Source organism: Pseudomonas sp. NFACC46-3, assembly GCF_900114515.1.
Taxonomy (GTDB): Bacteria; Pseudomonadota; Gammaproteobacteria; order Pseudomonadales; family Pseudomonadaceae; genus Aquipseudomonas; species Aquipseudomonas fluorescens_Q.
The window spans coordinates 1-26,839 of the sequence record NZ_FOTH01000010.1 but is presented as its reverse complement, the minus strand read 5'-3'; the positions used below and the strand labels follow the sequence as shown (position 1 = coordinate 26,839).

Annotated in this window: 21 protein-coding genes; 11 read left to right on the top strand and 10 right to left on the bottom strand. The window is 61.4% G+C overall.

Features of this window, described 5'->3' with window-relative positions:
• Positions 1 to 232 precede the first annotated feature (232 nt).
• The 6 genes from ntrC to glnA all read right to left on the bottom strand — a co-directional run bounded on the left by ntrC (position 233) and on the right by glnA (position 6,424).
• The gene (gene ntrC, locus BM300_RS12515; protein WP_013692071.1) at positions 233 to 1,669 is read right to left on the bottom strand and encodes a nitrogen regulation protein NR(I); all 1,437 of its coding nucleotides are present in this window, start codon (positions 1,667 to 1,669) and stop codon (positions 233 to 235) included.
• Positions 1,666 to 2,751: a nitrogen regulation protein NR(II) gene (gene glnL, locus BM300_RS12510; protein ID WP_053117539.1), complete on the bottom strand. Its 1,086-nt coding sequence runs from the start codon at positions 2,749 to 2,751 to the stop codon at positions 1,666 to 1,668. Before glnL ends, ntrC begins: the two co-directional genes overlap by 4 nt.
• 254 nt (positions 2,752 to 3,005) lie before the next feature.
• A complete protein-coding gene (locus BM300_RS12505; RefSeq protein WP_092146470.1) occupies positions 3,006 to 3,629 on the bottom strand; it encodes a DUF4124 domain-containing protein in 624 nt (207 codons plus the stop codon).
• Positions 3,626 to 4,144 carry a DUF4124 domain-containing protein gene (locus BM300_RS12500; RefSeq protein ID WP_092146468.1) on the bottom strand — a complete coding sequence of 173 codons (519 nt, stop codon included), beginning with the start codon at positions 4,142 to 4,144 and terminating at the stop codon, positions 3,626 to 3,628. Before BM300_RS12500 ends, BM300_RS12505 begins: the two co-directional genes overlap by 4 nt.
• 188 nt (positions 4,145 to 4,332) lie before the next feature.
• Positions 4,333 to 4,896 carry a chorismate mutase gene (locus BM300_RS12495; RefSeq protein WP_092146466.1) on the bottom strand — a complete coding sequence of 188 codons (564 nt, stop codon included), beginning with the start codon at positions 4,894 to 4,896 and terminating at the stop codon, positions 4,333 to 4,335.
• A gap of 121 nt (positions 4,897 to 5,017) precedes the next feature.
• Positions 5,018 to 6,424, bottom strand: a complete 1,407-nt coding sequence (glnA, locus tag BM300_RS12490; protein ID WP_003196860.1) for a type I glutamate--ammonia ligase — start codon at positions 6,422 to 6,424, stop codon at positions 5,018 to 5,020.
• A gap of 328 nt (positions 6,425 to 6,752) precedes the next feature.
• Between glnA and thiI the strand changes: the two genes are divergently transcribed.
• A complete protein-coding gene (thiI, locus tag BM300_RS12480; RefSeq protein ID WP_092146464.1) occupies positions 6,753 to 8,207 on the top strand; it encodes a tRNA uracil 4-sulfurtransferase ThiI in 1,455 nt (484 codons plus the stop codon).
• 138 nt (positions 8,208 to 8,345) lie between these two features.
• Positions 8,346 to 10,166, top strand: a complete 1,821-nt coding sequence (typA, locus tag BM300_RS12475; RefSeq protein WP_047226918.1) for a translational GTPase TypA — start codon at positions 8,346 to 8,348, stop codon at positions 10,164 to 10,166.
• A 224-nt stretch (positions 10,167 to 10,390) separates the two neighbouring features.
• Here typA and BM300_RS12470 read toward each other — a convergent pair whose 3' ends face one another.
• Both BM300_RS12470 and BM300_RS31050 read right to left on the bottom strand, forming a co-directional pair.
• Positions 10,391 to 10,828, bottom strand: coding sequence for a YkgJ family cysteine cluster protein (locus tag BM300_RS12470; protein ID WP_092146462.1), 438 nt, complete (start codon positions 10,826 to 10,828; stop codon positions 10,391 to 10,393).
• A gap of 6 nt (positions 10,829 to 10,834) precedes the next feature.
• Positions 10,835 to 10,975, bottom strand: a complete 141-nt coding sequence (locus BM300_RS31050; protein WP_155767778.1) for a hypothetical protein — start codon at positions 10,973 to 10,975, stop codon at positions 10,835 to 10,837.
• Positions 10,976 to 11,081: 106 nt separating this feature from the next.
• On the opposite strand from BM300_RS31050, the gene BM300_RS12465 reads away from it, so the two are divergent.
• The 5 genes from BM300_RS12465 (at position 11,082) to BM300_RS12445 (ending at position 20,599) form a co-directional block, all read left to right on the top strand.
• Entirely contained in the window at positions 11,082 to 13,532 is a 2,451-nt protein-coding gene (locus tag BM300_RS12465; RefSeq protein ID WP_092345432.1) for a glycogen/starch/alpha-glucan phosphorylase, read from the top strand.
• 229 nt (positions 13,533 to 13,761) lie between these two features.
• Complete coding sequence (locus BM300_RS12460; protein WP_092463018.1) at positions 13,762 to 17,385, top strand: DUF2339 domain-containing protein; 3,624 nt, start codon at positions 13,762 to 13,764, stop codon at positions 17,383 to 17,385.
• A complete protein-coding gene (locus tag BM300_RS12455; protein ID WP_092463017.1) occupies positions 17,382 to 18,758 on the top strand; it encodes a DUF3999 domain-containing protein in 1,377 nt (458 codons plus the stop codon). The genes BM300_RS12460 and BM300_RS12455 overlap by 4 nt, the downstream gene beginning before the upstream one ends.
• Positions 18,759 to 18,988: 230 nt before the next feature.
• The gene (locus tag BM300_RS12450; RefSeq protein ID WP_014336119.1) at positions 18,989 to 19,999 is read left to right on the top strand and encodes a class 1 fructose-bisphosphatase; all 1,011 of its coding nucleotides are present in this window, start codon (positions 18,989 to 18,991) and stop codon (positions 19,997 to 19,999) included.
• Between the two features lie 3 nt (positions 20,000 to 20,002).
• The gene (locus BM300_RS12445; protein ID WP_092146454.1) at positions 20,003 to 20,599 is read left to right on the top strand and encodes a DUF924 family protein; all 597 of its coding nucleotides are present in this window, start codon (positions 20,003 to 20,005) and stop codon (positions 20,597 to 20,599) included.
• Positions 20,600 to 20,712: 113 nt separating this feature from the next.
• Here the strand turns inward: BM300_RS12445 and BM300_RS12440 are convergent, their stop codons facing one another.
• Positions 20,713 to 22,605 (bottom strand): methyl-accepting chemotaxis protein, encoded by a 1,893-nt coding sequence (locus tag BM300_RS12440; protein ID WP_218190627.1) that lies wholly within the window; start codon positions 22,603 to 22,605, stop codon positions 20,713 to 20,715.
• 282 nt (positions 22,606 to 22,887) lie between these two features.
• Here BM300_RS12440 and BM300_RS12435 point away from each other — a divergent pair, with 282 nt between their 5' ends.
• Together BM300_RS12435 and BM300_RS12430 are read left to right on the top strand one after the other, a co-directional pair.
• Entirely contained in the window at positions 22,888 to 23,142 is a 255-nt protein-coding gene (locus tag BM300_RS12435; protein ID WP_003196877.1) for a hypothetical protein, read from the top strand.
• 106 nt (positions 23,143 to 23,248) lie between these two features.
• On the top strand, positions 23,249 to 23,818 hold the full coding sequence (locus BM300_RS12430) for a lipocalin family protein (protein WP_072345109.1): 570 nt from the start codon (positions 23,249 to 23,251) through the stop codon (positions 23,816 to 23,818).
• A 121-nt stretch (positions 23,819 to 23,939) separates the two neighbouring features.
• On the opposite strand, the gene BM300_RS12425 is transcribed toward BM300_RS12430, so the two are convergent.
• Positions 23,940 to 25,304 (bottom strand): formimidoylglutamate deiminase, encoded by a 1,365-nt coding sequence (locus BM300_RS12425; RefSeq protein ID WP_092146450.1) that lies wholly within the window; start codon positions 25,302 to 25,304, stop codon positions 23,940 to 23,942.
• Between the two features lie 143 nt (positions 25,305 to 25,447).
• Between BM300_RS12425 and hutC the strand changes: the two genes are divergently transcribed.
• On the top strand, positions 25,448 to 26,158 hold the full coding sequence (hutC, locus tag BM300_RS12420; protein ID WP_170845945.1) for a histidine utilization repressor: 711 nt from the start codon (positions 25,448 to 25,450) through the stop codon (positions 26,156 to 26,158).
• Positions 26,155 to 26,724 (top strand): HutD/Ves family protein, encoded by a 570-nt coding sequence (locus BM300_RS12415; RefSeq protein ID WP_092222283.1) that lies wholly within the window; start codon positions 26,155 to 26,157, stop codon positions 26,722 to 26,724. The genes hutC and BM300_RS12415 overlap by 4 nt, the downstream gene beginning before the upstream one ends.
• The last annotated feature ends 115 nt before the right edge of the window (positions 26,725 to 26,839 follow it).

Below are 26,839 nucleotides of genomic sequence, written 5' to 3'. Positions count from 1 at the left end.
TCGAGAAGCCCCGTATTCCGGGGCTTTTGTCTTGTTTGTGCGGTTTTTTTCGAGCTGGGCCGATTGGTTTTGGCCGGTGGTGCATGTGCCATTGCGGTTCGCAGTGCATTGATGCGGTGCATGAAGCCTTTAAAAGCATCGCGAGCAAACTCGCTCCCACAGGAATTGTTTCCCCTGTGGGAGCGAGCTTGCTCGCGATTGGCCCTACTGATCAGCGAAGAACTAAGGCCTTTCAGCCCTCATCCCCGTCATCATCATCCCCGCCATCGACCTTCATCCCCAATTCCTTGATCTTGCGGGTCAAGGTATTGCGGCCCCAACCCAGCAGCACCGCGGCGTCGCGGCGGCGGCCAGCGGTGTGCTTGAGGGCGGTCTCGATCATGATCCGCTCGAAACTCGGCACCGCGCTGTCCAGCAGGCTCGACTGGCCACGGGACAGGGCCTGGTCGGCCCACTGGCGCAGGGCTTGCTCCCAGTTGGTCACTGGAGCCGAATCCTGCGGCAGGCTCAACAGCTCTGGCGGCAGGTCGCTGATGTGCACTTCGCGACCCGAAGCCATCACCGTGATCCAGCGGCAGGTGTTCTCCAACTGACGCACGTTGCCCGGCCACGGCAAGTTCTTGAGGTATTCCTCGGTTTCGCTCTTGAGCAGCTTTGGCTCGACCGCCAATTCCTGGGCCGCGCGGCTGAGGAAGTGCCTGGCCAGGGTCGGGATGTCTTCGCGACGATCCGCCAGGCGCGGGATATGAATGCGGATCACGTTCAGGCGGTGGAACAAGTCCTCACGGAATTTGCCGGCATGAACCAGGGTTTCCAGGTTCTGGTGGGTCGCGGCGATGATGCGCACGTCCACCTTGACCGGCGTATGCCCGCCCACCCGATAGAACTCGCCATCGGCCAGCACGCGCAGCAAGCGGGTCTGGGTGTCCGCAGGCATGTCGCCGATTTCATCGAGGAACAACGTGCCGCCGTCAGCTTGCTCGAAGCGCCCGCGCCGCAGGTTGGCCGCGCCGGTGAACGCACCTTTTTCGTGGCCGAACAGCTCGGACTCCATCAGGTCCTTGGGAATCGCCGCCATGTTCAGCGCGATGAACGGCGATGCCGCTCGTGGACTGTGACGGTGCAAGGCGTGGGCCACCAGTTCTTTACCGGTGCCCGACTCGCCGTTGATCAGCACGGTGATGTTGGAGTGGCTCAGGCGCCCGATGGCGCGAAACACTTCCTGCATCGCCGGCGCTTCACCGATGATTTCCGGTGTGCGGGCCAGGGCCGGCACCTCTTCCATGCCCTGTTGTTCCTGGGCATGTTGATTGGCGCGTTTGACCAGCGACACGGCTTCATCGACGTCGAATGGTTTGGGCAGGTATTCGAAAGCGCCGCCCTGGTAGGACGCCACGGCGCTGTCCAGGTCGGAATGGGCGGTCATGATGATCACCGGCAGCCGTGGATGCTGTTCGCGAATCCGCGCCAGCAGGTCCAGGCCGCTGGCGCCAGGCATGCGGATGTCGGAGATGATGACGTCCGGTTGCTGACGCGCCAGGCGGCTCATCACCCCATCGGCGCTGTCGAAGCTCTGGGTGGTCATGCCTTCCTGTTGCAAGGCTTTTTCCAGGACCCAACGGATAGAACGGTCGTCATCGACGATCCACACGGTTTCACTACGGCTCATGTCGATGTGGCTCCTTGTTCCAGTGGCAGGAAGATCGAGAAGGTGGTGTGGCCGGGGTGGCTTTCACACTCGATCAAGCCCTGATGCTGACTGATGATGTTCTGGGTAATGGCCAGGCCCAGCCCGGTACCGTCCGGACGGCCGCTGACCATGGGAAAAAAGATGGTTTCCTGCAGCTCGGCAGGGATGCCCGGGCCGTTGTCGATGATTTCGATCTTGGTCACCAGGCGATGGCGCACATGACCGATGGTGAACTGGCGCATGGCCCGGGTACGCAGGCTGATGCGGCCCAGGCGCAGCTCGTTCTGGCTGCTGATGGCCTGCATCGCATTGCGCACGATGTTCAGCACTGCCTGGATCATTTGCTCGCGGTCGATCAAGACGTCGGGAATGCTCGGGTCATAGTCGCGCACCAAGGTGATGCAGCCCTGGCTTTCGGCTTCCACCAGGCTGCTGACCCGCTCCAGCACCTCATGGACGTTGCACATCGCCAGCGATGGCAGCTTGTTCGAGCCGAGCATGCGGTCCACCAGGTTCCGCAGGCGGTCGGCTTCTTCGATGATGACGTTGGTGTAGTCCTTGAGGCTTTCTTCCGGCAGTTCGCGGGCGAGCAACTGCGCCGCGCCACGAATCCCGCCGAGGGGGTTCTTGATCTCGTGGGCCAGGCCGCGCACCAGCATCTTGCTGGTTTCCTGCTTGGACAATTGTGCTTCTTCCTTGGTGATACGCAGCAAGCGATCACGCGGGTGGACTTCCAGCAAGAGCAGGGTGGCGCCATTGTTCAGGATCGGCGTAACCGCGTAGTCCACGGTCAGGGTCTGGCCGGTCAGCGCGGTGAGCATCGCTTCGCGCTTGGTGAACGGATGGGCCTGTTCCACCGCCTGGCGCAAGGAGTTGAGCGCTTCGGCGGACTCGGTGAACAACTCGCTGATGAACTGCCCGTGGCTGCGCTGGCCACTGACGGCCAGGAGCATCTCGGCCGCCGGGTTCATGTACTCGAGGCGCAGTTCGGCGTCGAGCAGGATGGTCGCGGTGGTGAGGTTGTCGAGCAGCAAGCGGTGTAGTGCGTCGCTAATGGTCATCAGGACCTCTTTTGGAGCGTAGCAACTCGGGACCGGTCCCAAATTGCGCGCGCGATTAATGCGCTGTTACAAAGGAAAATGCAAAAACCAAACCAAGGCTCCGAAAAGAAGCGTTTAGAGCCTCAAAAGGGTGTTTTTCGCCCAGTTGCGTGGCGTTCTGCCAGCTTTTTCGGGTACTTTCGAACCAAAATGGGTTTGGAAACTGAGTAGCGTGCAAGTGTTTGCACCAATATAGTGCGCCAACCTGAACGGCATCAGAAGAACGGCAAGATGCTGCTTTTTTCTTCTTCAGGCTTTTCGGCGAGGGGGCACTCGGGGCGTTGACCGTAATCGGCCGTGGCGCAGGGTTTGATGCGGCGCTTTTGCGCCAGGGACATGCGTTGCATATGGAAGGGCTGGTTGGCGGTGCGTTCGACGATGTGGTCCTGCTCATCGAGGATTTCTACCGCCAGTTGATGGGTGCCTCGATCGATGTTGCTCAAGGCAAACACCGGGCTTGGCCCCGGCGCGCCTGTTGGCTGGCCGTCGAGCAACAAGCGATAGCGGTGGCCTTTTTTCAGGCCGGGTTCGCTGGTGACGCTGACGATCAGTTCGCCTGCGGTGCTGCGTATCGTCGCGTCCGGCTCCGGGATCAGCAGCCGGAGCATTTCGTAATGGAACAGTGGCTTGGACGGGACTTCTGCCGCGGGCGGAGGGTTTGTGCTGGCGGGCGGCGTTGGCAGGCGGTTGGCGGGGGGCAGCTGTACCTTCTTCGCATTGCCGGGGCGCGGTTGATCGGTGAAGACGCGATTGCCCTGGGCGTCGATGTAGGTATAGACCTGTGCCATGCCCGGCAGCGCGGCCAGCGAAAGGCCTAGGGCGATCAGCCAGCGGATCACGGCTGGTGCACCCGCTGCACGGTGAACGTCACGGTTTCACTCTGTTGCACGAGATTGTCCCCGTCGATGACTTGAACCGCCAGGCTGTGCTCGCCCCGATCGATATTCACCAATTGCAGGCGCGGCACGTTGGACGCCTGGCCGTAGGGTTGGCCGTCCAGCAACAGCCGGAACAGATGCGGGCTCTGCAGGCGTGGTTGCGCCCGGACGCCAACGGTGAAGGTGCCATTGTTGGCGCGCAGGGCCTCGTCGGTGGGGATGTCCGTCAGTTCCAATATCTCGTAGGCATTGCGCGGCTCGTCGCTGTTGGCGGGGGCTGGCGGTGTTTTCGGGCTGGCCGGGGTTTGGCGTTCGATGCTGTTGAGCGGCGGCAACTCCACCGCCTGGGCCGGCACGCCTTGGGGCGGCTGGTTGCTGTAGGCGGTGTTGCCGTCGGCGTCGGTGTACTTGTAGATCTGCGCGGCGGCGGGCAGTGCCAGCAGCAACAACAGGATGATTGAAAAACCACGACCCATGGAAAATCGACCGAAAACGAAAAGTGATGGGTGCAGCATAGGCCAGGGCGGATGGTTGGCCCAAGTTGTTGCACCCAAACCCTGGGGGAGCGGGCTTGCTCGCGAAAGCAGTGTGTCAGACGCTGAGATGTTGAATGTGCAGGCTTCATCGCGAGCAGGCTCGCTCCCACAGGGGGAGGAGGGCTGTCTTAGGCTTTTGGGGAGATGCACAGCTCACCGGTCGCTCGGATCAGGGCGAGGCGGTGCACCGGGTGCTGCTTGTTGTGGTGGGTGGCCCGGGCCAGCCATTGCGGGCACTGCGGGTCTGTGCGGTAGGGGGCGAAGTCGGCCAGTTGTTGCAGCAGGCGTTTTTGCAGGCGATCGAGTTGCGGGCGGATCTCTCCCACCAGGTCCGGGCGTGGGAGGTCCGGGGCCTTGCCTTCCAGGGCCCAGTCGGACAGGTTGATGTACTGCACCATTTTGTTGGCTTCTATCTGGGCGGCGAAAAACGCTTCCACGGTTTCGCCACTCAGCTTGTAGGCCGGTGCCTGGGCGACGGCGGCGGCAATGACTTCACGCTCGCGCTGACGGTCTTCTACCGGTTTGTGGCTGTCCCATTTGCTCAACGCCACTTGATCGCCAAGGGCCAGGCGTTCGCCAATGGCGTTAAGCAACGGGGTAAGGGCCTCGGGGGCGCGAGCCGAGGCGGCTTCGGCGGTGGAGGCCAGCAGTGCGGCAGACAGGGCAAGGCAGAGCTTGAAGCGCAAAGTCATGGGCAGTCTCGTCTTCTATGGGGGAGCGACGAGGCATCATGCACGTAACCTGCACCCATAAAAAAGGCCTCCCGAAGGAGGCCTCTCTTTATTCACGCCGTGCGTGGCGGCGTTTACTGGATCAGCAGCTGTAGTACAGCTCGTATTCCAGTGGGTGTACGAAGGTGCGAACCTTGATTTCTTCTTCGCTTTTCAGTGCGATGTAAGCGTCGATGAAGTCATCGCTGAAGACGCCGCCCTTGGTCAGGAACGCACGGCCCTTGTCCAGCTCTTCCAGGGCTTCTTTCAGGCTGCCGCAAACCTGTGGGATTTCCTTGGCCTCTTCAGGCGGCAGGTCATACAGGTTTTTGTCAGCGGCATCGCCAGGGTGGATCTTGTTCTGGATACCGTCCAGGCCGGCCATCATCAGAGCAGCGAAGGCCAGGTATGGGTTGGCAGCCGGATCCGGGAAGCGCGCTTCGATACGGCGGGCTTTAGGGCTGTTCACGTAAGGAATACGGATCGAGGCGGAACGGTTGCGAGCCGAGTAGGCCAGCATGACCGGTGCTTCGAAGCCGGGTACCAGACGCTTGTAGGAGTTGGTCGACGGGTTGGTGAAGCCGTTCAACGCCTTACCGTGCTTGATGATACCGCCGATGAAGTACAGGGCGGTGTCCGACAGGCCGGCATAGCCTTCGCCTGCGAAGGTGTTCTTGCCGTCTTTGGAGATCGACATGTGAACGTGCATGCCCGAACCGTTGTCGCCATACAGTGGCTTAGGCATGAAGGTCGCGGTGCGACCGTAGGCGTCGGCAACGTTGTGTACGCAGTACTTCAGGGTCTGGACTTCGTCAGCCTTCTTGACCAGCGTGTTGAACTTCACGCCGATTTCGTTCTGGCCGGCAGTTGCCACTTCGTGGTGGTGAACTTCGACGGTCTGGCCCATCTCTTCCAGTGCGTTGCACATGGAGGTACGGATTTCGTGGTCGTGGTCGAACGGTGGAACCGGGAAGTAGCCGCCCTTGATGCCTGGACGGTGACCTTTGTTGCCGCCTTCCACGTCCTGGTCGGACATCCACGAACCTTGTTCGGAGAAGATCTTGAACATGGAGCCGGAGATGTCGGACTTGAATTTGACCGAGTCGAAGATGAAGAACTCAGGCTCAGGACCGAAGAAAGCGGTGTCGCCGATACCGGTGGACTTCAGGTATTCCTCGGCGCGGTGGGCGATGGCGCGTGGGTCGCGGTCATAGCCTTGCATGGTCGAAGGTTCGATGATGTCGCAGACCAGGATCAGGGTCGGCTCTTCGGTGAACGGGTCCAGGACGGCGGTTTCGTCGTCCGGCATCAGGATCATGTCGGAGGCTTCGATGCCTTTCCAGCCGGAGATGGAGGAACCGTCGAACATTTTCCCGATTTCAAAGAATTCGTCGTCCAGCGCATCACGGGCCGGCATGGTCACGTGATGTTGAGTACCTTTGGTGTCAGTGAAGCGCAGATCAATCCACTTGACGTCATGATCTTTGATGAGTTGAACCGACTTCGACATATGTCCTCCGGGTGGCTTCGGGCGGGTAGTGGAGTGCCCTTAGATATGGGTGATGCCGGCGCGAATACTCTGCCAAGGCAACCTGCCTCACAAGGGAGCAAATTGCATGCCAGTGCCCCAGCATGGGTTTTTTGCACCAAATCCACGCTTTTAAAGGCGTAAATCAAAGATTGTCAGACAATAACGCACTGCAATGTGGCGCCGTCAATCGATAATGACCTGTTTTGGTGCATGCAAAACCATCTGCACATAAACTGGTTAAACCTTGAGCAATTTCCGCTATAATCCGCGCCCCCCTTTTTCGGCTGGCCGTTCGCGCGCTGTTTTCATGAAACTAATCGTAAAAGTCTTCCCCGAGATCACCATCAAGAGCCGCCCGGTACGGATGCGTTTCATCCGCCAGTTGGCCAAGAACATCCGTGCCGTGCTCCGAGACCTGGACCCGGCCGTGGTGGTGAATGGCGTGTGGGACAACCTCGAGCTGGAAACCCGTGTCAGTGAACCCAAGGTCCTGAAGGAAATGACCGAGCGCCTGAGCTGCATGCCGGGCATCGCGCATTTCCTGCAAGTCGATGAATACCCGCTGGGGGATTTCGACGACATCCTTGCCAAGTGCATGCTCCATTATGGTGATGCCCTGGCCGGCAAGATTTTTTCGGTGCGCTGCAAGCGTGCCGGCAAGCACCCGTTCAGTTCGATGGATGTGGAGAAGTACGTCGGCAGCCAGTTGCGCCGACAGTGCGGCGCGGCCGGTATTTCGCTGAAAGATCCGCAGATCGAAGTGCGCATCGAAATTCGCGACCAACGGCTGTTCGTGATCCACAGCCAGCACAACAGCATCGGCGGTTATCCGCTGGGTTCGCTGGAGCAGACCCTGGTGCTGATGTCCGGCGGTTTCGACTCCACGGTGGCCGCCTACCAGATCATGCGTCGCGGGTTGATGAGCCATTTCTGCTTCTTCAACCTCGGCGGACGTGCCCACGAACTGGGCGTGATGGAAGTGGCGCACTTCATCTGGAAGAAGTACGGCAGCTCCCAACGCGTGTTATTTGTGAGCGTGCCATTCGAAGAAGTCCTGGGCGAGATTCTCGGCAAAGTCGATAACAGTCATATGGGCGTCATTTTGAAGCGTATGATGTTGCGCGCCGCTTCTCGAATTGCTGATCGCCTGCAGATCGATGCGCTGGTGACCGGCGAGGCGATTTCCCAGGTGTCGAGCCAGACGTTGCCGAACCTGTCGGTGATCGACTGCGTGACCGAGAAACTGGTCTTGCGTCCACTGATCGCCAGCCACAAGCAGGACATCATCGACCAGGCCAATGAAATCGGCACCGCCGAGTTTGCCCGGCACATGCCGGAGTACTGCGGCGTCATCTCGGTCAATCCGAAGACGGCGGCCAAGCGCGGGCGGGTGGAGCACGAAGAGAAAGAATTCGACATGGCGGTGCTCGAGCGTGCGCTCGAAAACGCCAGGCTGGTGCCGATCGATCGAGTCATCGATGAGTTGGGCCAGGACATTCAGATTGAAGAAGTCGGCGAAGCGCTGGCCGGTCAGATCATCATCGACATCCGTCACCCGGACGACGCTGAAGACGACCCGCTGGACATCGCCGGCATCGAGGTAAAAACGATGCCGTTCTATGCCGTGAACGCGCGTTTCAAGGAACTGGACCCTACTCGCCAGTACCTGCTGTATTGCGACAAAGGCGTGATGAGTCGCCTGCATGCCCACCATTTGCTCAGTGAGGGGCATGCCAATGTGCGCGTTTATCGACCGAGCTAAGTGCCCGGGGCTGTTTGCCTGTGGCCTGCGTCACCGGCCCCCCGACGCCGCCGACAGGCTGTAACGGCCTTGTCGGACTCAACGTAAATCGCTGCCACGACCTGTCAGCACACCGAATCCTCTGATCGAGATACACAAGTGATCGAAAATCTACGCAACATCGCCATCATTGCTCACGTTGACCATGGTAAGACCACCCTGGTAGACAAACTCTTGCGTCAATCCGGCACCCTGGAGCGCAACGAGCTCAACGACGAGCGCGTGATGGACTCCAACGACCAGGAAAAAGAGCGCGGTATTACCATCCTGGCGAAAAACACCGCCATCAACTGGAATGGCTACCACATCAACATCGTGGACACCCCGGGCCACGCCGACTTCGGTGGTGAAGTAGAGCGCGTGATGTCGATGGTCGACTCCGTGCTGCTGCTGGTTGACGCCCAGGACGGCCCTATGCCGCAAACCCGTTTCGTGACCAAGAAGGCTTTCGAAGCCGGCCTGCGTCCGATCGTGGTGATCAACAAGGTTGACCGTCCAGGCGCGCGTCCGGACTGGGTCCTGGACCAGATCTTCGACCTGTTCGACAACCTGGGCGCCACCGAAGAACAGCTGGACTTCAAAGTCGTCTACGCCTCGGCCCTGAACGGTATTGCCGGTCTGGACCACACCAACATGGCTGAAGACATGACCCCGCTGTACCAGTCGATCGTCGACGACGTACCGGCGCCGAAAGTCGACCGTGACGGTCCGTTCCAGATGCAGATCTCGGCACTGGACTACAACAGCTTCCTGGGTGTGATCGGTGTTGGCCGTATCGCCCGTGGTCGCATCAAGCCGAACACCCCGGTGGTTGCCATCGACGCCGACGGCAAGAAGCGCAACGGTCGTATCCTCAAGCTGATGGGTCACCACGGCCTGCACCGCATCGACGTTGAAGAAGCAGCGGCCGGTGACATCGTCTGCATCAGCGGCTTCGAGCAACTGTTCATCTCCGACACCCTGTGCGACCCACTGAACGTCGAAGCGATGAAGCCGTTGACCGTCGACGAGCCAACCGTTTCCATGACCTTCCAGGTCAACGACTCGCCATTCTGCGGTAAAGAAGGCAAGTTCGTGACCAGCCGTAACATCAAGGAACGCCTGGACAAAGAGCTGCTCTACAACGTTGCACTGCGCGTTGAAGAAGGCGACTCGGCTGACAAGTTCAAGGTCTCCGGCCGTGGTGAGCTGCACCTCTCGGTACTGATCGAAACCATGCGTCGCGAAGGCTTCGAAATGGGCGTGGGCCGTCCTGAAGTGATCATCCGCATGGTTGATGGCGTCAAGCACGAACCGTACGAAAACGTGACCATCGACCTGCCGGAAGAATCCCAGGGCGCGATCATGGAGCAAATGGGCCTGCGTAAAGGCGACCTGACCAACATGGTTCCGGATGGCAAGGGCCGTGTGCGCCTTGAGTACAACATCCCGGCTCGTGGCCTGATCGGTTTCCGTAACGAGTTCCTGACCCTGACCTCCGGTGGCGGCATCCTGACTTCGATCTTCGATCGTTACGACGTGATGAAGTCCGGTGACATGTCCGGCCGTCAGAACGGCGTGCTGGTATCGGTTGCGACCGGCAAGGCACTGACCTACTCGCTGGAAACCCTGCAAGCGCGCGGCAAGCTGTTTGTCGAGCACGGCCAGGATATCTACGAAGGTCAAATCGTCGGCCTGAACAGCCGCGACAACGACCTGGGCGTGAACCCAACCAAAGGCAAGAAGCTCGACAACATGCGTGCTTCGGGCAAAGACGAAACCATCGCCCTGGTTCCGCCGGTCAAGTTCACCCTGGAGCAAGCGCTGGAGTTCGTGCAGGAAGACGAACTGTGCGAAGTGACGCCGAAGTCCATCCGTCTTCGCAAGAAGATCCTGGGCGAAAGCGAGCGTACCCGCGCTGCCAAGAAAAGCGGCAACTGAGTTTCGACTTAGTTAGCAGCTAAAAAAACGCCCCCGGTCGTTAGATCGGGGGCGTTTTTTTATGCCTGGAAGTTATGTGGCGGCTGTCAGGGCCCTATCGCGAGCAAGCTCGCTCCCACAGTGGATTGGCAGTGGATGCAGATGTTGTATCCGACAGGAGTCCCCTGTGGGAGCGAGCTTGCTCGCGATGGCGTCGGCTCAGGCACCGCTGAACCAGCTGCCGATCAGAATTTATCCAACGTCCGCAGATTGCGCTCGCGCTCCACTTCCTTGGGCTTGTAGGCACAATACCCCGGCCGTGGCCCGACCCGCGGATGGTTGCGGCAGGTGTCCGGGCGTTTCTCGTAAATGGTGCACAACCGGCTCTTGCGGTCCAGATAAAGGCAATCGTTGTTGCTCATGCGCTGGAGCGTGAAGATTTCCGACTTCTGGTTGTAGCGCTCGACGATCCCTTCCTTTTGCAGGCGCTTGGCGATGTTCTTCGGCGGGTCGCCCAGTTCGAACTCATCGACGATGCCGATGCGGATCAGGTCCTTGATCTTGACCTCCACCGGTAGCGTGCAGCAGCTCGACACGCAGGAACCGCACATCGGGGCGGAGTATTTGGCCCAGGTATCGAGTCGGTCGATCTCCGCGGCGGCGATCAGGTTGGGCTTCATCATCACGGTTTACCAGCATGCATCAGGGCGCGCGATCATACCGGGACTGGTGAAATTTTGAACGACCATCCGCCAGTTTTTTTTCATCCCGGCCAAACCCGCCCGGATCGGCACGGCCCCTGCATTCATTCGACCATCCGGCAATTCCATGGCGGCGATTCTCCGACACTCGGGGAAATCCACCGAACCAAGAGCCTGTACCGTCTGTCAGACCGTCTAGGCTCAGACAATTCCATGCTCGTTCGAGGTCTTATCAATGACTCAAGAACCACTTGTTCGCGAAGCTGAAGTTGCCGCATTTCGCGACGCCGTGTTGACCAAACTCACTTATGCCGTCGGCAAGGACCCGGATCATGCGTTTGATCACGATTGGTTCGAAGCCATCGCCCTTGCCGCCCGCGACCACATGGTCGAACACTGGATGGACCACACGAGACAGATCTACCGCAAGGGCCAGAAGCGCGTCTATTACCTCTCCCTGGAATTCCTCATCGGCCGCTTGCTCTACGACAGCCTGAGCAACCTGGGCCTGCTGGATACGGCGCGCGAGGCGCTGACCGAACTGGGTGTGGACCTGGAGCGCATTCGTCTGCTCGAGCCGGATGCAGCATTGGGCAACGGCGGTCTTGGCCGTTTGGCCGCGTGCTTCATGGAAAGCATGTCGACCCTGGGGATTGCCGGCCATGGCTACGGCATCCGTTATGAGCACGGCCTGTTCCGTCAGGCCATCGTTGACGGCTGGCAGCAGGAGCAGACCGAGCATTGGCTGGATTTCGGCAACCCGTGGGAGTTCGAGCGCCCGGAGGTGGTCTACCCGATCGGTTTTGGCGGCAGCGTCGAAACCGTCACCGATGAGGCCGGCAAGACCCGGCAAGTCTGGTCCCCGGCCGAAACCGTGCGGGCCATTGCCTACGACACGCCGGTGGTGGGCTGGCGCGGTGCCAGCGTCAATACCCTGCGCCTGTGGCGCGCCCGCGCTGTGGAAGACCTGCACCTGGAACGCTTCAACGCCGGCGACCACTTGGGCGCGGTAGCCGAAGTGGCCCGGGCCGAAAGTATTTCCCGCGTGCTGTACCCGGCCGACAGCACCGAGGCTGGCCAGGAACTGCGTCTGCGCCAGGAATACTTCTTCGTGGCCGCCTCGCTGCAGGACCTGCTGCGTCGCCATCGCAACATGCACACCTCGGTGCTGACCCTGGGCGATCACGCGGCGATCCAGCTCAACGACACTCACCCATCCATTGCCGTGGCCGAGCTGATGCGGCAACTGGTGGACGTCTACGACGTGGCGTGGGACGCGGCCTGGCAGATCACCCAGGACACGCTGTCCTACACCAACCACACGTTGCTGCCCGAAGCCCTGGAAACCTGGCCGGTGGGGCTGATGGAGCGCATGTTGCCCCGGCACATGCAGATCATCTACCTGATCAACGCCCAGCACATCGATTCACTGCGGGCCAAGGGCGTGCACGATTTCGATGTGCTGCGTTCGGTTTCGCTGATCGAAGAAGACAATGGCCGCCGGGTGCGCATGGGCAACCTGGCGTTCCTCGGTTCCCACAGCGTCAACGGGGTGTCCGGGTTGCATACCCAGTTGATGCGCAGCACGGTGTTTTCCGAGCTGCACAAACTCTATCCGGAGCGGATCAACAACAAGACCAACGGCATCACCTTCCGCCGCTGGCTGTTCCAGGCCAACGCCGAATTGACCTCGATGATGGTCGATGCCCTCGGCCCGAGCGTGCTCGACAACCCCGAGGAGCGCTTGATCGAACTGGAGCCGTTTGCCGACAAACCAGCGTTTCGCAAGCTGTTCGCCGAGCAGCGCCTGCACAGCAAGAAGGCCCTGGCTTATCTGATCCACGAGCGCCTGGGCATCGCGGTGAACCCGGCGGCGATGTTCGACGTGCAGGTCAAGCGGATCCACGAGTACAAGCGCCAGTTGCTCAACTTGATGCACACTGTGGCGCTGTACCAGGCGATCCGCGCCGAGCCGGAGGTGGACTGGGTGCCGCGGGTGAAGATCTTCGCCGGCAAGGCCGCTGCCAGTTACCACCAGGCCAAGCTGATCATCAAGCTGACCAACGACATCGCCCGGGTGGTCAACAACGACCCGACCGTGCGCGGCTTGCTCAAAGTGGTGTTCCTGCCCAACTACAACGTCAGCCTGGCCGAAAGCATCATTCCGGCGGCGGACCTGTCGGAGCAGATCTCCACGGCCGGTTTCGAAGCGTCGGGCACCAGCAACATGAAGTTCGGCCTCAACGGCGCACTGACCATCGGTACCATGGACGGCGCCAACGTGGAGATGCATGAGCGCGTCGGCGGTGAGCACATGTTCATCTTCGGCCTGACCGCCGAGCAGGTGGAGGCCCGCAAGCAAAACGGTGAGTTCAGCGCCGCGCCGGACATCGCCGCGTCCCATCGGCTCAACGACGTGCTGCAGGCGATTCGCGGCGGAGTGTTTTCGCCGGATGATCCGATGCGCTACGCCGGGCTCGTGGACTCGTTGGTCGATTACGACCGCTTCCTGGTCTGCGCCGACTTCGACTCGTACTGGAACGCCCAGGCCAAGGTCGAAGAGCGTTGGCACGACTCCAAGCAATGGTGGCGTTCGGCGGTGCTCAACACCGCGCGCATGGGCTGGTTCTCCTCGGACCGGACCATTCGTGAGTACGCCACCGATATCTGGAAAGCCCTGGAGTAGCATTTACTGTAAGAAATGTGAGCGAAGCCCAACGGCGGTTGGGCTTCGTCGATATACTAGGCGCCAGTTTCGCCGGGCTGTGTAGCCGGGCTCAGCACTGGAAGTGCCAACAATCCAATGTGGGAGCGAGCTTGCTCGCTCCCACAGGGTTTGGGGGGTTCCACTAGACTGATCCAGGCACCGCATCACCCCGGTCATGCCCGCAACGGGCCGCTTAGGGATATCGACCATGCAATGGATCTTGACGCTGTTGGGCCTGGCACTCGGCTGGGTGGTGGACGAGTCGTTCGCCGATGCGCTGATAGGCGCTTTGGTGGGGCTTGGCATCGCCCAGGCGTTTCGATTGGGGCGCCTGGGTGTCCAGGCGGCCAAGCAACAGATCTTGTTGCAAGAGGCCCAGCAGAGCTTGCTCACGTTGGAGGGCCGCCTGGCGGTACTCGAACGCGGCAAGGTGGCCGAACCGAGTGATCCGGCCCCTGTGCCCGAGGTTGTCGCGCCCCAGGCCGCGAAGCCCGCGACGCGCACCGAACCGGAGCTCGTCTGGGAACTACCGTCAGACCTCGAACCCGCACCCGCTATGGCCACCCAGGCCAGCCAGCCGTTGCCCGATGACATTTGGAAGCCCGCACCAGAGACGTCCAGTCGACGTGCCGAGCGTGATTTTGCCCCTTTGCCTCTGGAACCAGTGATTGCGGAGCCGGCGGCCCCGCGTGGTCCGAATCTGTTCGACCGCGCCATCATCGGCGCGCGCAACTGGCTGTTCGGCGGCAACACGGTACTGCGGGTCGGCGTGGTGCTGTTGTTCCTCGGCCTGGCGTTTTTGCTGCGCTATGCCACCGAAGGCATGGTGGTGCCGATCGAGTTGCGTTACGCCGGCGTCGCGGCCAGTGCGTTGGGCCTGTTGGGCCTGGGCTGGTGGTTGCGCCAACGCAACAGTAACTATGCGCTTATGCTCCAGGGGACTGGCATCGCGGTGCTGTACCTGACGGTGTTCGCGGCCATGCGCCTGCATCCGTTGCTCGACTCCAAGGCGGCCCTGGGCTTGCTGGTCGCGGTGACGGTGTTCTCGGCAATCCTGGCGATTACCCAGAACGCCCTGGGCCTGGCCGCGGCTGCGGCGCTGGGCGGGTTTGCCGCGCCGATCCTGACTTCCACCGGCAGCGGCAACCACGTTGCCCTGTTCAGCTATTTCATCCTGCTCAATGCCGGCATCCTCGCGATTGCCTGGTTCAAGGCCTGGCGCCTGCTCAACCTGATCGGCTTTGTCGGCACCTTCGGTATCGGTTTCGCCTGGGGCATGCGTTCCTACACACCGGAGCTGCTTTGGAGTACCGAGCCGTTCCTGATCCTGTTCTTTCTTATCTACCTGGTGATTGGCTTGCTGTTCACCCGGCGCAAGTTGCTGGAAATGACCGACGCCCCCGAAGAGGGCAGCCGCGACGCGTTGTTGCGCTGGTCGGCGCGCAAAGGCGATTACGTCGACGGCACGATGCTGTTCGCCCCGCCGCTGGTGGGCTTCGGCTTGCAGTTCGCGTTGGTGCAGCACCTGGAGTTCGCCGCTGCCTTCAGCGCCCTGGCCCTGGGCATGATCTACATGGGCCTGGCGCGGCTATTGATGGGCGGCCGCGCCTTGTTGCTGGCGGAAACCTGCCTGGCCCTGGGGGTGATTTTTTCCAGCCTGGCGATTCCCTTGGGGCTCGACGCCCGCTGGACCGCCGCTGCGTGGGCCGTGGAGGGTGCGGGGATCTTCTGGCTGGGCCTGCGTCAGCAACGACCTTTCGCACGAGCCTTTGCTTTGTTGCTGCAATTGGGTTCGGCGCTGGCCTTCCTCAGCGAATTGCGATCTGGCGAAAGCAGCCTGCTCGACGGCTCACCGTTGGGGGCGTTGATGCTCGGCGGCGCTTTGTTGTTCACGTTCTACCAACTGCGCAAGGCAGCCCCTGAACACACGGCGGCTTGGGAGCGCCAAGGCCTGCCGGTGCTGGCAGTGCTGGGCTTGAGTTTCCTCTATCTGCTGGCACCGTTGTTCTTCTTCACTCACGGCACGGCCATCGCTTGGGCCTTGGCCGGATTGGCGACGTTGTTTGTCGGCCTGCGCCTGCAATCGCGCAGTTTCCTGTTCACGGCGTTCGCGGTGCAATTGCTCGGCGGAGCCCTGTTCCTGTTGCGCTTGCAAGGTGCGGAGGGCGATTCGGCGGCGGTGTTCAGCGCGGGCTGGAGCGGTTTGCTCAGTGCTTCTCTGATCGGTCTGGCGTTGATCGGCGGCATGTTGCTGGCGGCGCGCGACGATATGGTGCGCAACGATGTCCGGTTGCTGCGCGGCTTGTCGGTGGTGCTGCTGGCGGGGCTGGTGCTGATCAACCTCGCGGTGCTGTTCGTCCTGCCCTGGCAAACCGCGAGTGGTGTGTGGGCGGCCAGCGGGTTGTTGATCATCTGGTTGAGCCTGTACCTGAAGCAGCGCGTGAGCTTTGTCTTCGGTCTGCTGCTGCAACTGCTCGGCGGCGCGTCGTTCCTGATGGCAGGGCCAGCACTGTTGGGGCCGCTCAACGCCGAGGGACTGCGACCGCTGGCCCATAGCGGGTTCTGGACGCCGCTGGTCCTGGGGCTGGCAGCGCTGGTGGGCGCATGGCGCCTGCAACGGGCGCACGCGGCGCAGGAGCTGGACGCCTTGAGCTTGCAGCGCCTGTCCGAGCTGTTGCTGATCTGGGGCGCGGGTTGGTGGGCGCTGGCGTGGGTCAGCGAAGTGCTGCGTTTTGCCCCGGAGAACCTGCAAGGCAGCTTGCTGTTGTTGGTCGCGGCCATCAGCGTGGCGGTGTGGAGCCTTTTGTCGCTGCGGTTGAAATGGCCGGCGCTGGGGCTGCTGTGCACCTTGCTGATTCCGGCGGCGGGCTGCGTGCTGGTGGCGACGTGGCACAGCCAGTATCATCCGGCCGCGAATTTCGGCTGGCTGGCCTGGCTGGCGGTATTTGCCGTGCACTTCCTCTCGCTCAAGCGCCTGGCGCCGATGCTGCCGGCCCCGGCGCGCAGTACGGCCCATGTGCTCGGTTGCTGGTTGCTGATGGCGGTGTTGATGCTGGAGTTGCGTTACGGTCTGCTATTGCTGTCCGAGCAGTACAACGCTTGGCGCTGGCTGGGCTGGGCGATCCTGCCAGGCCTTTACCTGGTGCTGATGGCCACGCCGCGTACCCTGCCATGGCCGGTTTCGGCACAACCACGGGAATATCGGGTCTACGCGGCGGCACCCATGGCGCTGTTGATGCTCGGTTGGTTCTGGCTGACCAACACCTTCAGCGATGGCAACTCAGAGCCACTGCCTTATGTGCCGTTGCTCAACCCCTTGGAGCTGGGCCTGCTGTTCGCCTTGTTCGGTATCTATGTGTGGGCTCGCAACGCCGTGGAGCAATCGACGAACCGTTGGAATCGCGTCGGGCACATCGCCCAGTTGATCGCCGGTGTGTCGCTGTTCGCGTTCTTCACCGCCCTGGTGATGCGCACGGCCCACCAGTGGATGGGGGTGCCATACGCGCTGGACGTGCTGCTCGAGTCGATGTTCGTGCAGGCCGGGTTGTCCATTGTCTGGACCTTGATCGCCCTGGGGCTGATGATCGGTGGGCATTTGCGCCATCGCCGTGAAGTGTGGCTGATCGGCGCGGCATTGATCGCCGTGGTCGTGGCCAAGCTGTTCTTTGTCGAATTGAGTAACCGTGGCGGTCTGGCGCGGATTGTTTCGTTTATCGGTGTAGGCGTGTTGCTGCTGGTAGTGGGCTATTTTGCGCCGCTGCCACCCAAGCGCCCGGAGACGGTCGCCCAGGATGAGCCGCCTATGCCTGTCAGTGAGGGAGTGTCGTCTTGAGTCGCAAGTTGAGTCGGATCGGACTGGGCGTGGCGGGGTTATGGGCGGCATTGTCGGCCGTGGCCCAGGAGCAACCGGCGGATTTCGCCCATCAGGTGCCATTGGCCTTGAGCGGCGAGGGGCCGTGGTATCGCCTCCCGTTGCCGCTGGACGTGCAGTTGCAGGCGCGGCAGACCGACCTGAGTGATTTGCGGGTCTTCAACGCGGCCGGTCAGGCCCAGGCCTACGCCCTGGTACGTGAGTCGGCCCAGAGCCGGGAAAACCGCACCCTCACCGACGTGAAGTGGTTCCCGCTGTACAACGCCGCCGATGACAATGAACGCGCGCCCAGTGTGCGGGTGCAATCGAACGCCAACGGCACCTTGGTGGAAGTCCAACCCTCCAGCCGGCTCGAAGCTGGGGAGGAGGAGCTGCGTGGCTGGTTGTTGGATGCCAGTGCGATCAAGGCGCCGTTGCAGCAGTTGGTCCTCGACTGGACCAGTGAGCGCGACGGCTTCCAGCGGTTCACCATCGAAGCCAGTGATGACTTGCAACACTGGCAGTCGTGGGGTGAAGGCCAGGTGGCGCGCTTGACCTTTGCCGATGAGCGAGTCGAGCAGCATGAAGTGAGCTTGCCGGGGCAATCGGCGCGTTACCTGCGATTGTTGTGGGATTCGCCGTCCTCCGCGCCGATCCTGACCGCGGCCCAGTTGCAAAGCGCCAGCCGCGAAAGCCTGCCGTTGCCGCTGGCCTGGTCGCAGCCGTTGGCCGGCAGCATCACGAAGGCCGGTGAATACACCTGGCAGTTGCCCATGGGGCTGAACATCGAGCAGGTGCAGGTCGAGCTGAGCCAGGCCAACAGCCTGGCGCCGGTGACCCTGGCCGGTCGCCGTGAAAGCAGCCATCCGTGGCAACCGCTGGGCAGTGGCTTGCTCTATCGCCTGACCCAGAACGGCCAGGATGTGCTGCAAAACCAATTGCAACTGTCCGGCCAGACCGTGCAGCAATTGAAATTGACCGTGGACGAGCGTGGCGGTGGCCTGGGTAGCGAAGCCCCGGCCCTGCGCTTTGCCGTGCGTCCGACGCAGGTGGTGTTCCTGGCGCGCGGCGAAGGGCCTTACCGCCTGGCCCTGGGCAACGCGACAGTGAAAGCGGCCAGCTTGCCCTTGACCACGCTGGTGCCCGATTACAAGCCGTCGCGCCTGGCGACGCTGGGTACGGCGACGGTGAACGGCGTGGCCACGTCGACCCCGGTTGCGGCCACGGCAACCACGCCTGCGACGGTCGGGACCAACTGGAAGAAAATCGGCTTGTGGGCGGTGCTGCTGCTCAGCGTACTGTTCCTCGCGGCGATGGCGTTCAGCTTGCTGCGCAAGCCACCGGTCAAGGGTTGAGGTGAATTCATCGCGAGCAAGCTCGCACAACAGTAGGCCGCGTTCGTCGAAACAACTCGGTCAAACTGTGGGAGTTTGCTCGCGATTCGGTCTCCCAGCGACCCAAAATCCACAAGCGAGCCGCCACCCCGTGAACTCAATCCGCCATTCCCCGTCTCATAGGAGGAATTAAGTCCCGACTCGCGCTAAACTGCGCTGGTTTTTCCGTCCCCTATTCTTCGGAGCCGTCCATGTCCCGCGTTACCTTGAGTCGCTATTTGATTGAGCAGACCCGCAGCAACAACACCCCTGCCGATCTGCGCTTTTTGATCGAAGTGGTGGCGCGTGCGTGCAAGGAAATCAGCCACGCCGTCTCCAAAGGCGCGCTGGGTGGTGTCCTGGGCAGCATGGGCACCGAAAACGTGCAGGGCGAAGTGCAGAAGAAGCTCGACGTGCTGTCCAACGAAATCCTGCTCGAAGCCAACGAATGGGGCGGTCACCTGGCCGGCATGGCGTCCGAGGAAATGGACAATGCCTACCAGATCCCGGGCAAATACCCCAAGGGTGCCTACCTGCTGGTGTTCGACCCACTGGACGGTTCGTCGAACATCGACATCAACGCACCGGTTGGCACCATCTTCTCGGTACTGCGTTGCCCGAACGAATACCTGAGCCAGAACGAAGCCTTGAATGAAAAGGCCTTCCTGCAGCCAGGCACCGAACAGGTTGCCGCCGGTTATGCCATCTACGGCCCTCAGACCATGCTGGTGCTGACCCTGGGCGACGGCGTCAAAGGCTTCACCCTGGACCGCGAGATGGGCAGCTTCGTATTGACCCACGAAGACATCACCATTCCTGAAACCACCCAGGAATTCGCCATCAACATGTCCAACCAGCGTCACTGGGAAGCCCCGGTAAAACGCTACGTCGAAGAATTGCTGGCAGGCGAAGAAGGCCCTCTGAAGAAGAACTACAACATGCGTTGGGTCGCCGCGATGGTTGCCGATGTGCACCGTATCCTGACCCGTGGCGGTCTGTTCATGTACCCGCGCGACAGCCGTGAGCCGTCCAAGCCGGGCAAACTGCGCCTGATGTACGAAGCCAACCCGATGTCGTTCCTGGTGGAACAGGCGGGCGGCGCTTCCACCGACGGCCACCAGCGCATCCTTGATATCAAGCCCGACGGCCTGCACCAGCGCGTGGCGGTGTTCCTCGGCTCGAAGGAAGAAGTGGCGCGCGTTACGGCCTACCACAAGGAATAAATCATGGCCGAGCCCTGGCAGCCGTTGCTCGATTGGTGGTTTGGTTCAGCCAAGACACCGGACGAAATATCGGCTGACAGAGGCAAGCTGTGGTTCGGCAAACGCCATGATCGCCAGGCCAACGAGCGCTTCGGCGATCAGGTCGAGCTGGCACTGGCTGGCGAATTGTCCGACTGGGCGCAACGCCCGGAAGGTTGGCTGGCCCTGGTGCTGCTCCTCGACCAACTCCCGCGAATGATCTTTCGCGACACCCCCAAAGCCTTCTCCGGTGACCTGCGTGCCCAAGCGCTGGTAGCCCAGGGCATGGCAGCGGGTTTCGACCGGCAACTCAAACCGATCCAGCGCGTATTCATCTACCTCGTGCTTGAACACTGCGAAAACCTTGCGGTACAGAACGAGGCCGTGTCGCGCTTCATCGACCTGGTTCGAGAGCAACCGGAGGCGCAGCGGGCGGTGTTTGAAGACAACCTGGATTATGCCGAGCGGCACCAGAAGATCATTGCGCGGTTTGGACGGTTTCCCCATCGCAATGCGGTGTTGGGGCGCGAGTCCACGGCTGAGGAAATGGAGTTTTTGAACAGGCCTGGGTCCAGGTTCTGATTCTTTCGGTGTAGCTGACGCCGCTATCGCGAGCAAGCTCGCTCCCACATTTGACCCCGTTCGCAATCATTAATGTGGGAGCGAGCTTGCTCGCGACGGGGCCAGTCCAGGCACTAGATCCGGAAACTACCCACCAACTGCTTCAACCGCGCCGCCTGCTGCTCAAGATCGGCACAGGCGCGCAAGGTGGCTTGCAGGTTTTCCACGCCTTCCTGGTTCAGGGTGTTGATCTCGGTGATGTCGACGTTGATCGACTCCACCACGGCGGTCTGTTCTTCGGTGGCGGTGGCCACGGACTGGTTCATGCCGTCGATTTCACCAATACGCTGGGTCACGCTGCCCAGGCGTTCGCCGGCTTGGTTGGCGATGCCGACGCTGCTTTCGCTCTGGCGCTGGCTGTCGGTCATGGTCAGCACCGCTTCCCGGGCGCCGACTTGCAGTTCTTCGATCATCTTCTGCACTTGCTGCGCCGAATCCTGGGTGCGGTGGGCCAGGTTGCGCACTTCATCGGCGACCACCGCGAAGCCGCGCCCGGCTTCACCGGCACGGGCCGCTTCGATGGCCGCGTTGAGGGCGAGCAGGTTGGTCTGCTGGGAAATGCTGGTGATCACCTCAAGAATCTGGCCGATGTTCACCGTGTTGCTGTTCAAGGTTTCGATGTTGCCGCACGAATCGCTGATCTTGGCCGACAACTGCTGCATGGCCGCGATGGTTTTATCCACCACGTGCTGGCCATCTTCAGCCAGGCTGCGCGCATCGCTGGAATGCTGCGAGGCGAGGGCGGCGTTCTGGGCGATCTCCTGGGCGGCGGCACCGAGCTGGTTGATGGCCGCGGCTACGCTGCTGGTGCGTGAAGCCTGCTGGTCGGAGTTGAACATCGACGAGTTGGACGCGCTGACCACGCGCAGGGCGACTTCGTTGACCTGGCCGGTGGCCGAGGCCACTTCACGGATCGAGGTATGAATGCGTTCGACAAAGCGGTTGAACGACGTCCCCAGCGCGCCGAATTCGTCGTGGCCGTGGATGACCAGGCGCCGAGTCAGGTCGCCTTCGCCTTCGGCGATGTCGTGCATGGCGCGGCCCATGGTCAGCAGCGGTTGCATCAGCACGCGGATCAACATGCCAAGCAGGGCGATGATGAACACCACCGCGATGACCATGGCGATCAGCGCCGAAGTGCGGAACTCACTGAGCATCGCCAGCGCGGTGTCCTTGTCGAGCACCAGCGCCACGTACCAGTCGGCTCCCGGCACGCCGTTGACGTGGGTGAAGGAGATGAATTGGGTCTTGCCGTCGAGGTCGACTTCTTTCACGCCCGGGCTGATTTGAGGCGCGCCGTTAGGGTAGGCCTCGGCCAGGGTCTTGAGCACGCGCTTGCTGTCGGGGTGGATCAGGATCTTGCCGTCGGCACTGACGATGAACGCGTGGCCGTGGCCGCCGAAGTTCAGCGAATTGATGATGGCGCTGACGCTGGACAGGTCGATGTCCGCACCGGCCACGCCGATCATCTGGTTCTGGTGCTGCACCGGGGTGGCGACGGTGATCACCAGCTTGCCCGACGAGGCGGCGATGTAGGGTTCGGTGACGATGGTTTGCTGCGCGCTGTTGGCGGCCTTGTACCAGCCACGGGCGCGCGGGTCGTAATCGGCAGCGCGATTGCCGGCCGGTACCGAGAACATCACGCCGTCGGTGCCACCAAAATAACTGAGCTGGAAATTGCTGGTGTAGGCCGGCAAGCCCACGGCGCGCTTGAGGCTGTCGGCACTGCTGCCGTCCACGGCAATCTGCTGGGCCAGCGATTGCAGCAGCTGGATGCGGCCCTCGACCCACGTCTGGATATTGCGACTGGTCAGGCTGCCGAGTTCCTGCATGGAGGTTTCGGTGCTGGCGTTCAAGCTCTGGCGTTGACGATAGTCGTTGAACAGGATGAAACAGGCGAATGCAACGGCCACCACGAGGGCGGCAGCCAATAGGATTTTATGGCTGAATTTCATGTTTCTGGTCATTAATAACACTACCGCGGAGGGACGGGTCAGGACGGGCTGTCAATTTGCCATAACGCGTTCCTTTGCGCTGTTTCTTTTTATCGGCGTGCCAGAGCGCCCCATCAGCCGATAGCGGTTCAATTCCGACGAAATGCACGACGCTGTCACAAAGTGAGTGTTTCACCGATGAAACACCAGGCCAGACCCAATAAATACCGGGGGTGTCGGGGAACCAGATAGGGGTTTTCTCTTCTAAGCTTCTGGTTGGCACCTGCCACCCCCCTTCCGTTCCAGGAGTACACCATGTCGCTGCGATCTATCGCCTTGTTGTTTGTGTGTGTCGTATTGACTGCATGCAGCAAGGTCAACCAGGAAAACTATTCGAAGCTGTCGGCTGGCATGCCCAAGTCCGAAGTCGAAACGTTACTGGGGAAACCGACCGATTGCTCGGGCGCGCTCGGCATGTCCAGTTGCACCTGGGGCGACCAGAAAAGCTTTATCAGCGTGCAGTACGCCGGTGACAAAGTGTTGATGTTTTCCGGCCAAGGCCTGAAGTAAACCGGGGAAGGTGGCCAGTATGGTTAGTTCGTCAGTTCTACTTCGGCGCCAGAAGTAGAACTGACGAACTAACCATGCTGGCCACAGTGCCCGCGGGAGAAAAATAATGATGCGGTTAGTTTTTGTGCTTTTGGCTGGCCTGATTTTGGCTGGCTGTGCCACTTCTGGCGAAGATCCGCTGGCACCCAAGACGGTCAACAGCGTCAATCTCAAGCGCTACCAAGGCACCTGGTATGAGTTGGCCCGCCTGCCCATGTATTTCCAGCGCAATTGCGCGCAATCGGAAGCTCACTACACCCTCAAGCCAGACGGCAACGTGGGCGTGCTCAATCGCTGCCTGACCTCGGACTGGCAGTGGGAAGAAGCCAGGGGCACCGCCACGCCGCAGGTGCCGGGCAAGACCGACAAGCTCTGGGTCGAGTTCGACAACTGGTTTTCGCGGATCGTGCCGGGCGTGGCGAAAGGGCAATACTGGGTGTTGTACGTCAGCGATGACTACAAGACCGCCATCGTCGGCGACCCAAGCCGTCGCTACATGTGGCTGCTGTCCCGTACACCGACCGTCAATAGCGTCGTGCGCGAGGAACTGCTGAGCAAGGCACGCCAGCAGGGTTATGACACGACCCGACTGATCTGGCGCGCGTCGGATCGGCAGATGGCCAAGACTTCGGACTGACTGCCTGCAAGTATTCAATGTGGGAGCGGGCTTGCTCGCGAATTCGGTGTATCAGCCGACATAATCGTTAGCTGACAAACCGCCTTCGCGAGCAAGCCCGCTCCCACACTTTTTATCTGCGTCAGCCTAAGAGCTCGCGCAATACCTGGGTAAACGCGCGGGCGCTTTCTTCTTCGCCGGCATGCCGCCCATCGCGCACCACCCACCGGCCGCCGACCATCACATCGCGTACCTGGCGATCGCCACCGGCAAACAGCCAGCGATTGAGGATTGCGTCGCCCTGGGCCGTGGCCAAATACGGGTCGCTGCCATCGAGAACCAGCCAGTCGGCGCGCTTGCCGATGTCGAGGGCGCCGATCGGTTGCCCCAGGGCCTGGGCGCCGCCTGCCAGCGCCGCATCGAACAAGGTGCGACCGACCATCGGCTGATCCGCCCGATACAAGCGGTTGCGCCGTTGATCCCGCAGGCGCTGGCCATATTCCAGCCAGCGCAATTCTTCGACCACGCTTAGCGATACATGACTGTCAGAGCCGATTCCCAGGCGCCCGCCCTGGGCGAGGAAATCCACGGCGGGGAAAATCCCGTCCCCCAGGTTGGCTTCGGTGGTCAGGCACAGGCCGGCAATCGCCCGGCTCCTGGCCATGAGGCTGACTTCCTGGGTGTTGGCGTGGGTAGCGTGGACCAGGCACCAGCGCTGGTCGACTTCGGTGTTTTCGTACAGCCATTGCAGCGGACGGGCGCCGCTCCAGCTCAGACAGTCGTCGACTTCCTTCTGCTGCTCGGCAATGTGAATGTGCACCGGGCACTCGCGGTCACTGGCGGCCAGCACATCCTGGATCTGCCCGGGCGTCACGGCACGCAGCGAGTGGAAGCACAGACCCAGCGCCTGGGACGGCTGCCCGGCCAGGATCGGCTGCAAGCGCGACTGAAGCTTCAAGTAGTTTTCGGTGCTGTTGATGAACCGGCGCTGCCCGTCATTGGGTGCCTGGCCACCAAAACCGGAGTGGCTGTAAAGCACCGGCAGCAGCGTCAGGCCGATGCCAGCAGCGCTGGCGGCGTGGCTGATGCGCAGGGCCAGCTCCGCCGGGTCGGCGTAGGGCGCGCCATCGGTGTCGTGGTGCACATAGTGGAATTCGGCGACTGAGGTGTAGCCGGCCTTGAGCATTTCGATGTACAGCTGGCGGGCAATGATGCCGAGTTGGTCGGGACTGATTTTTCCGACGAGGCGGTACATCAAGTCGCGCCATGTCCAGAAACTGTCGTTGGGATTGCCCGCCACTTCCGCCAGCCCGGCCATGGCCCGTTGGAAGGCATGGGAGTGCAGGTTCGGCATACCCGGCAACAGCGGGCCGCCCAGCCGTTCGGCGCCGTCTGCGTGGGAACCGGCCTGGATATGGGTCAGGACGCCTTCGGCATCGACCTCAAGACGTACATCATGGGCCCATCCACTAGGCAGCAGCGCGCGTTCGGCAAAGAAGGCGGACATGGTTCAACCTCATCGTGCGTAATTTGTATATACATATACAGACGTTTGCCTGGCCGGTAAACTCCGGCAAGCTAGCATTCTTATCCGCAGAACAAGGAACCGCCGTGTCGACTCCGCCTGCCAAACCGCCGCTGGCCGCAAACATGGGTGACAGTCCGGCACCCCTGTACGCCCGCGTCAAACAGATGATCACCCAGCAGATCGACAGTGGAAACTGGCCGCCGCATTACCGCGTGCCGTCGGAAAGCGAACTGGTCAGCCAACTGGGCTTCAGTCGCATGACCATCAACCGTGCGCTGCGGGAAATGACCGCCGACGGCCTGTTGGTGCGCATGCAGGGTGTCGGCACCTTCGTGGCCGAGCCCAAGAGCCAGTCCGCGTTGTTCGAAGTGCATAACATCGCCGACGAAATCGCCTCTCGCGGTCATCGCCACACGTGCAAGGTCATCACCCTGGAAGAAGAGGCGGCCGGTTCCGAGCGGGCACTGGCCCTGGATATGCGCGAAGGCCAGAAAGTGTTCCATTCGCTGATCGTGCATTTCGAGAACGACATCCCCGTGCAAATCGAGGACCGTTTCGTCAACGCGCTGGTGGCGCCTGACTACCTCAAGCAGGACTTCACCGTGCAAACGCCCTACGCCTATCTGAACCAGGTCGCGCCGCTGACCGAGGGCGAGCATGTGGTCGAGGCGATCCTGGCCGAGCCAAGTGAATGCAAGCTGTTGCAGATCGAAAGGGGCGAGCCGTGTCTATTGATCCGCCGCCGTACCTGGTCCGGGCGCCAGCCGGTGACCGCTGCGCGCCTGATCCATCCGGGTTCCCGTCACAGTCTGGAAGGGCGCTTTCATAAATGAGCCATTTGAAGGTTTTACGCGCGGCAGACTACCCACGCATGCCCTGGAAAAACGGTGGCGGCAGCACCGAAGAAATCACTCGCGATGCCGGCACCGGCCTGGAAGGTTTCGGCTGGCGGCTGTCGATTGCCGACATCGGTGAGTCGGGCGGTTTCTCCACCTTCGCCGGTTACGAGCGGGTCATCAGTGTCTTGCAGGGGAGCGGCATGACGCTGAACGTCGATGGCCAGGCCACGCGACCTCTGCATCCGCTGGACCCTTTTGCATTCAGCGGCGAGAGCCATGTGTTTTGTACGCTGCTGGGCGGACCGATTCGTGACTTCAACCTGATCTACGCGCCGCAACGTTACCGGACGCGGTTGCAGTGGTTGGGCGGCCAGCAGCGGTTTTTCAGTGACGCGGAAACGCTGCTGGTGTTCAGTGCCGCCCCGGGGCTGGCTATCAAGATTGGTGAGTCCGCTGTGGACTTGGGTCTCTACGACTGTTTGCAACTGAGCGGTAACACCGGGTTGGTGGATGTCTCCACTCACGGTCAATGCTGCGTGATTGAGCTGACGGCCCATTGATTTCCGGCTAACACACTCTTGTGGCGAGGGAGCTTGCTCCCGCTGGGGCGCGCAGCGGCCCTAAAACCCGGCGACGCGGTGGATCAGGTTGATTGAGTGAGCTTGAGAGGGGGCT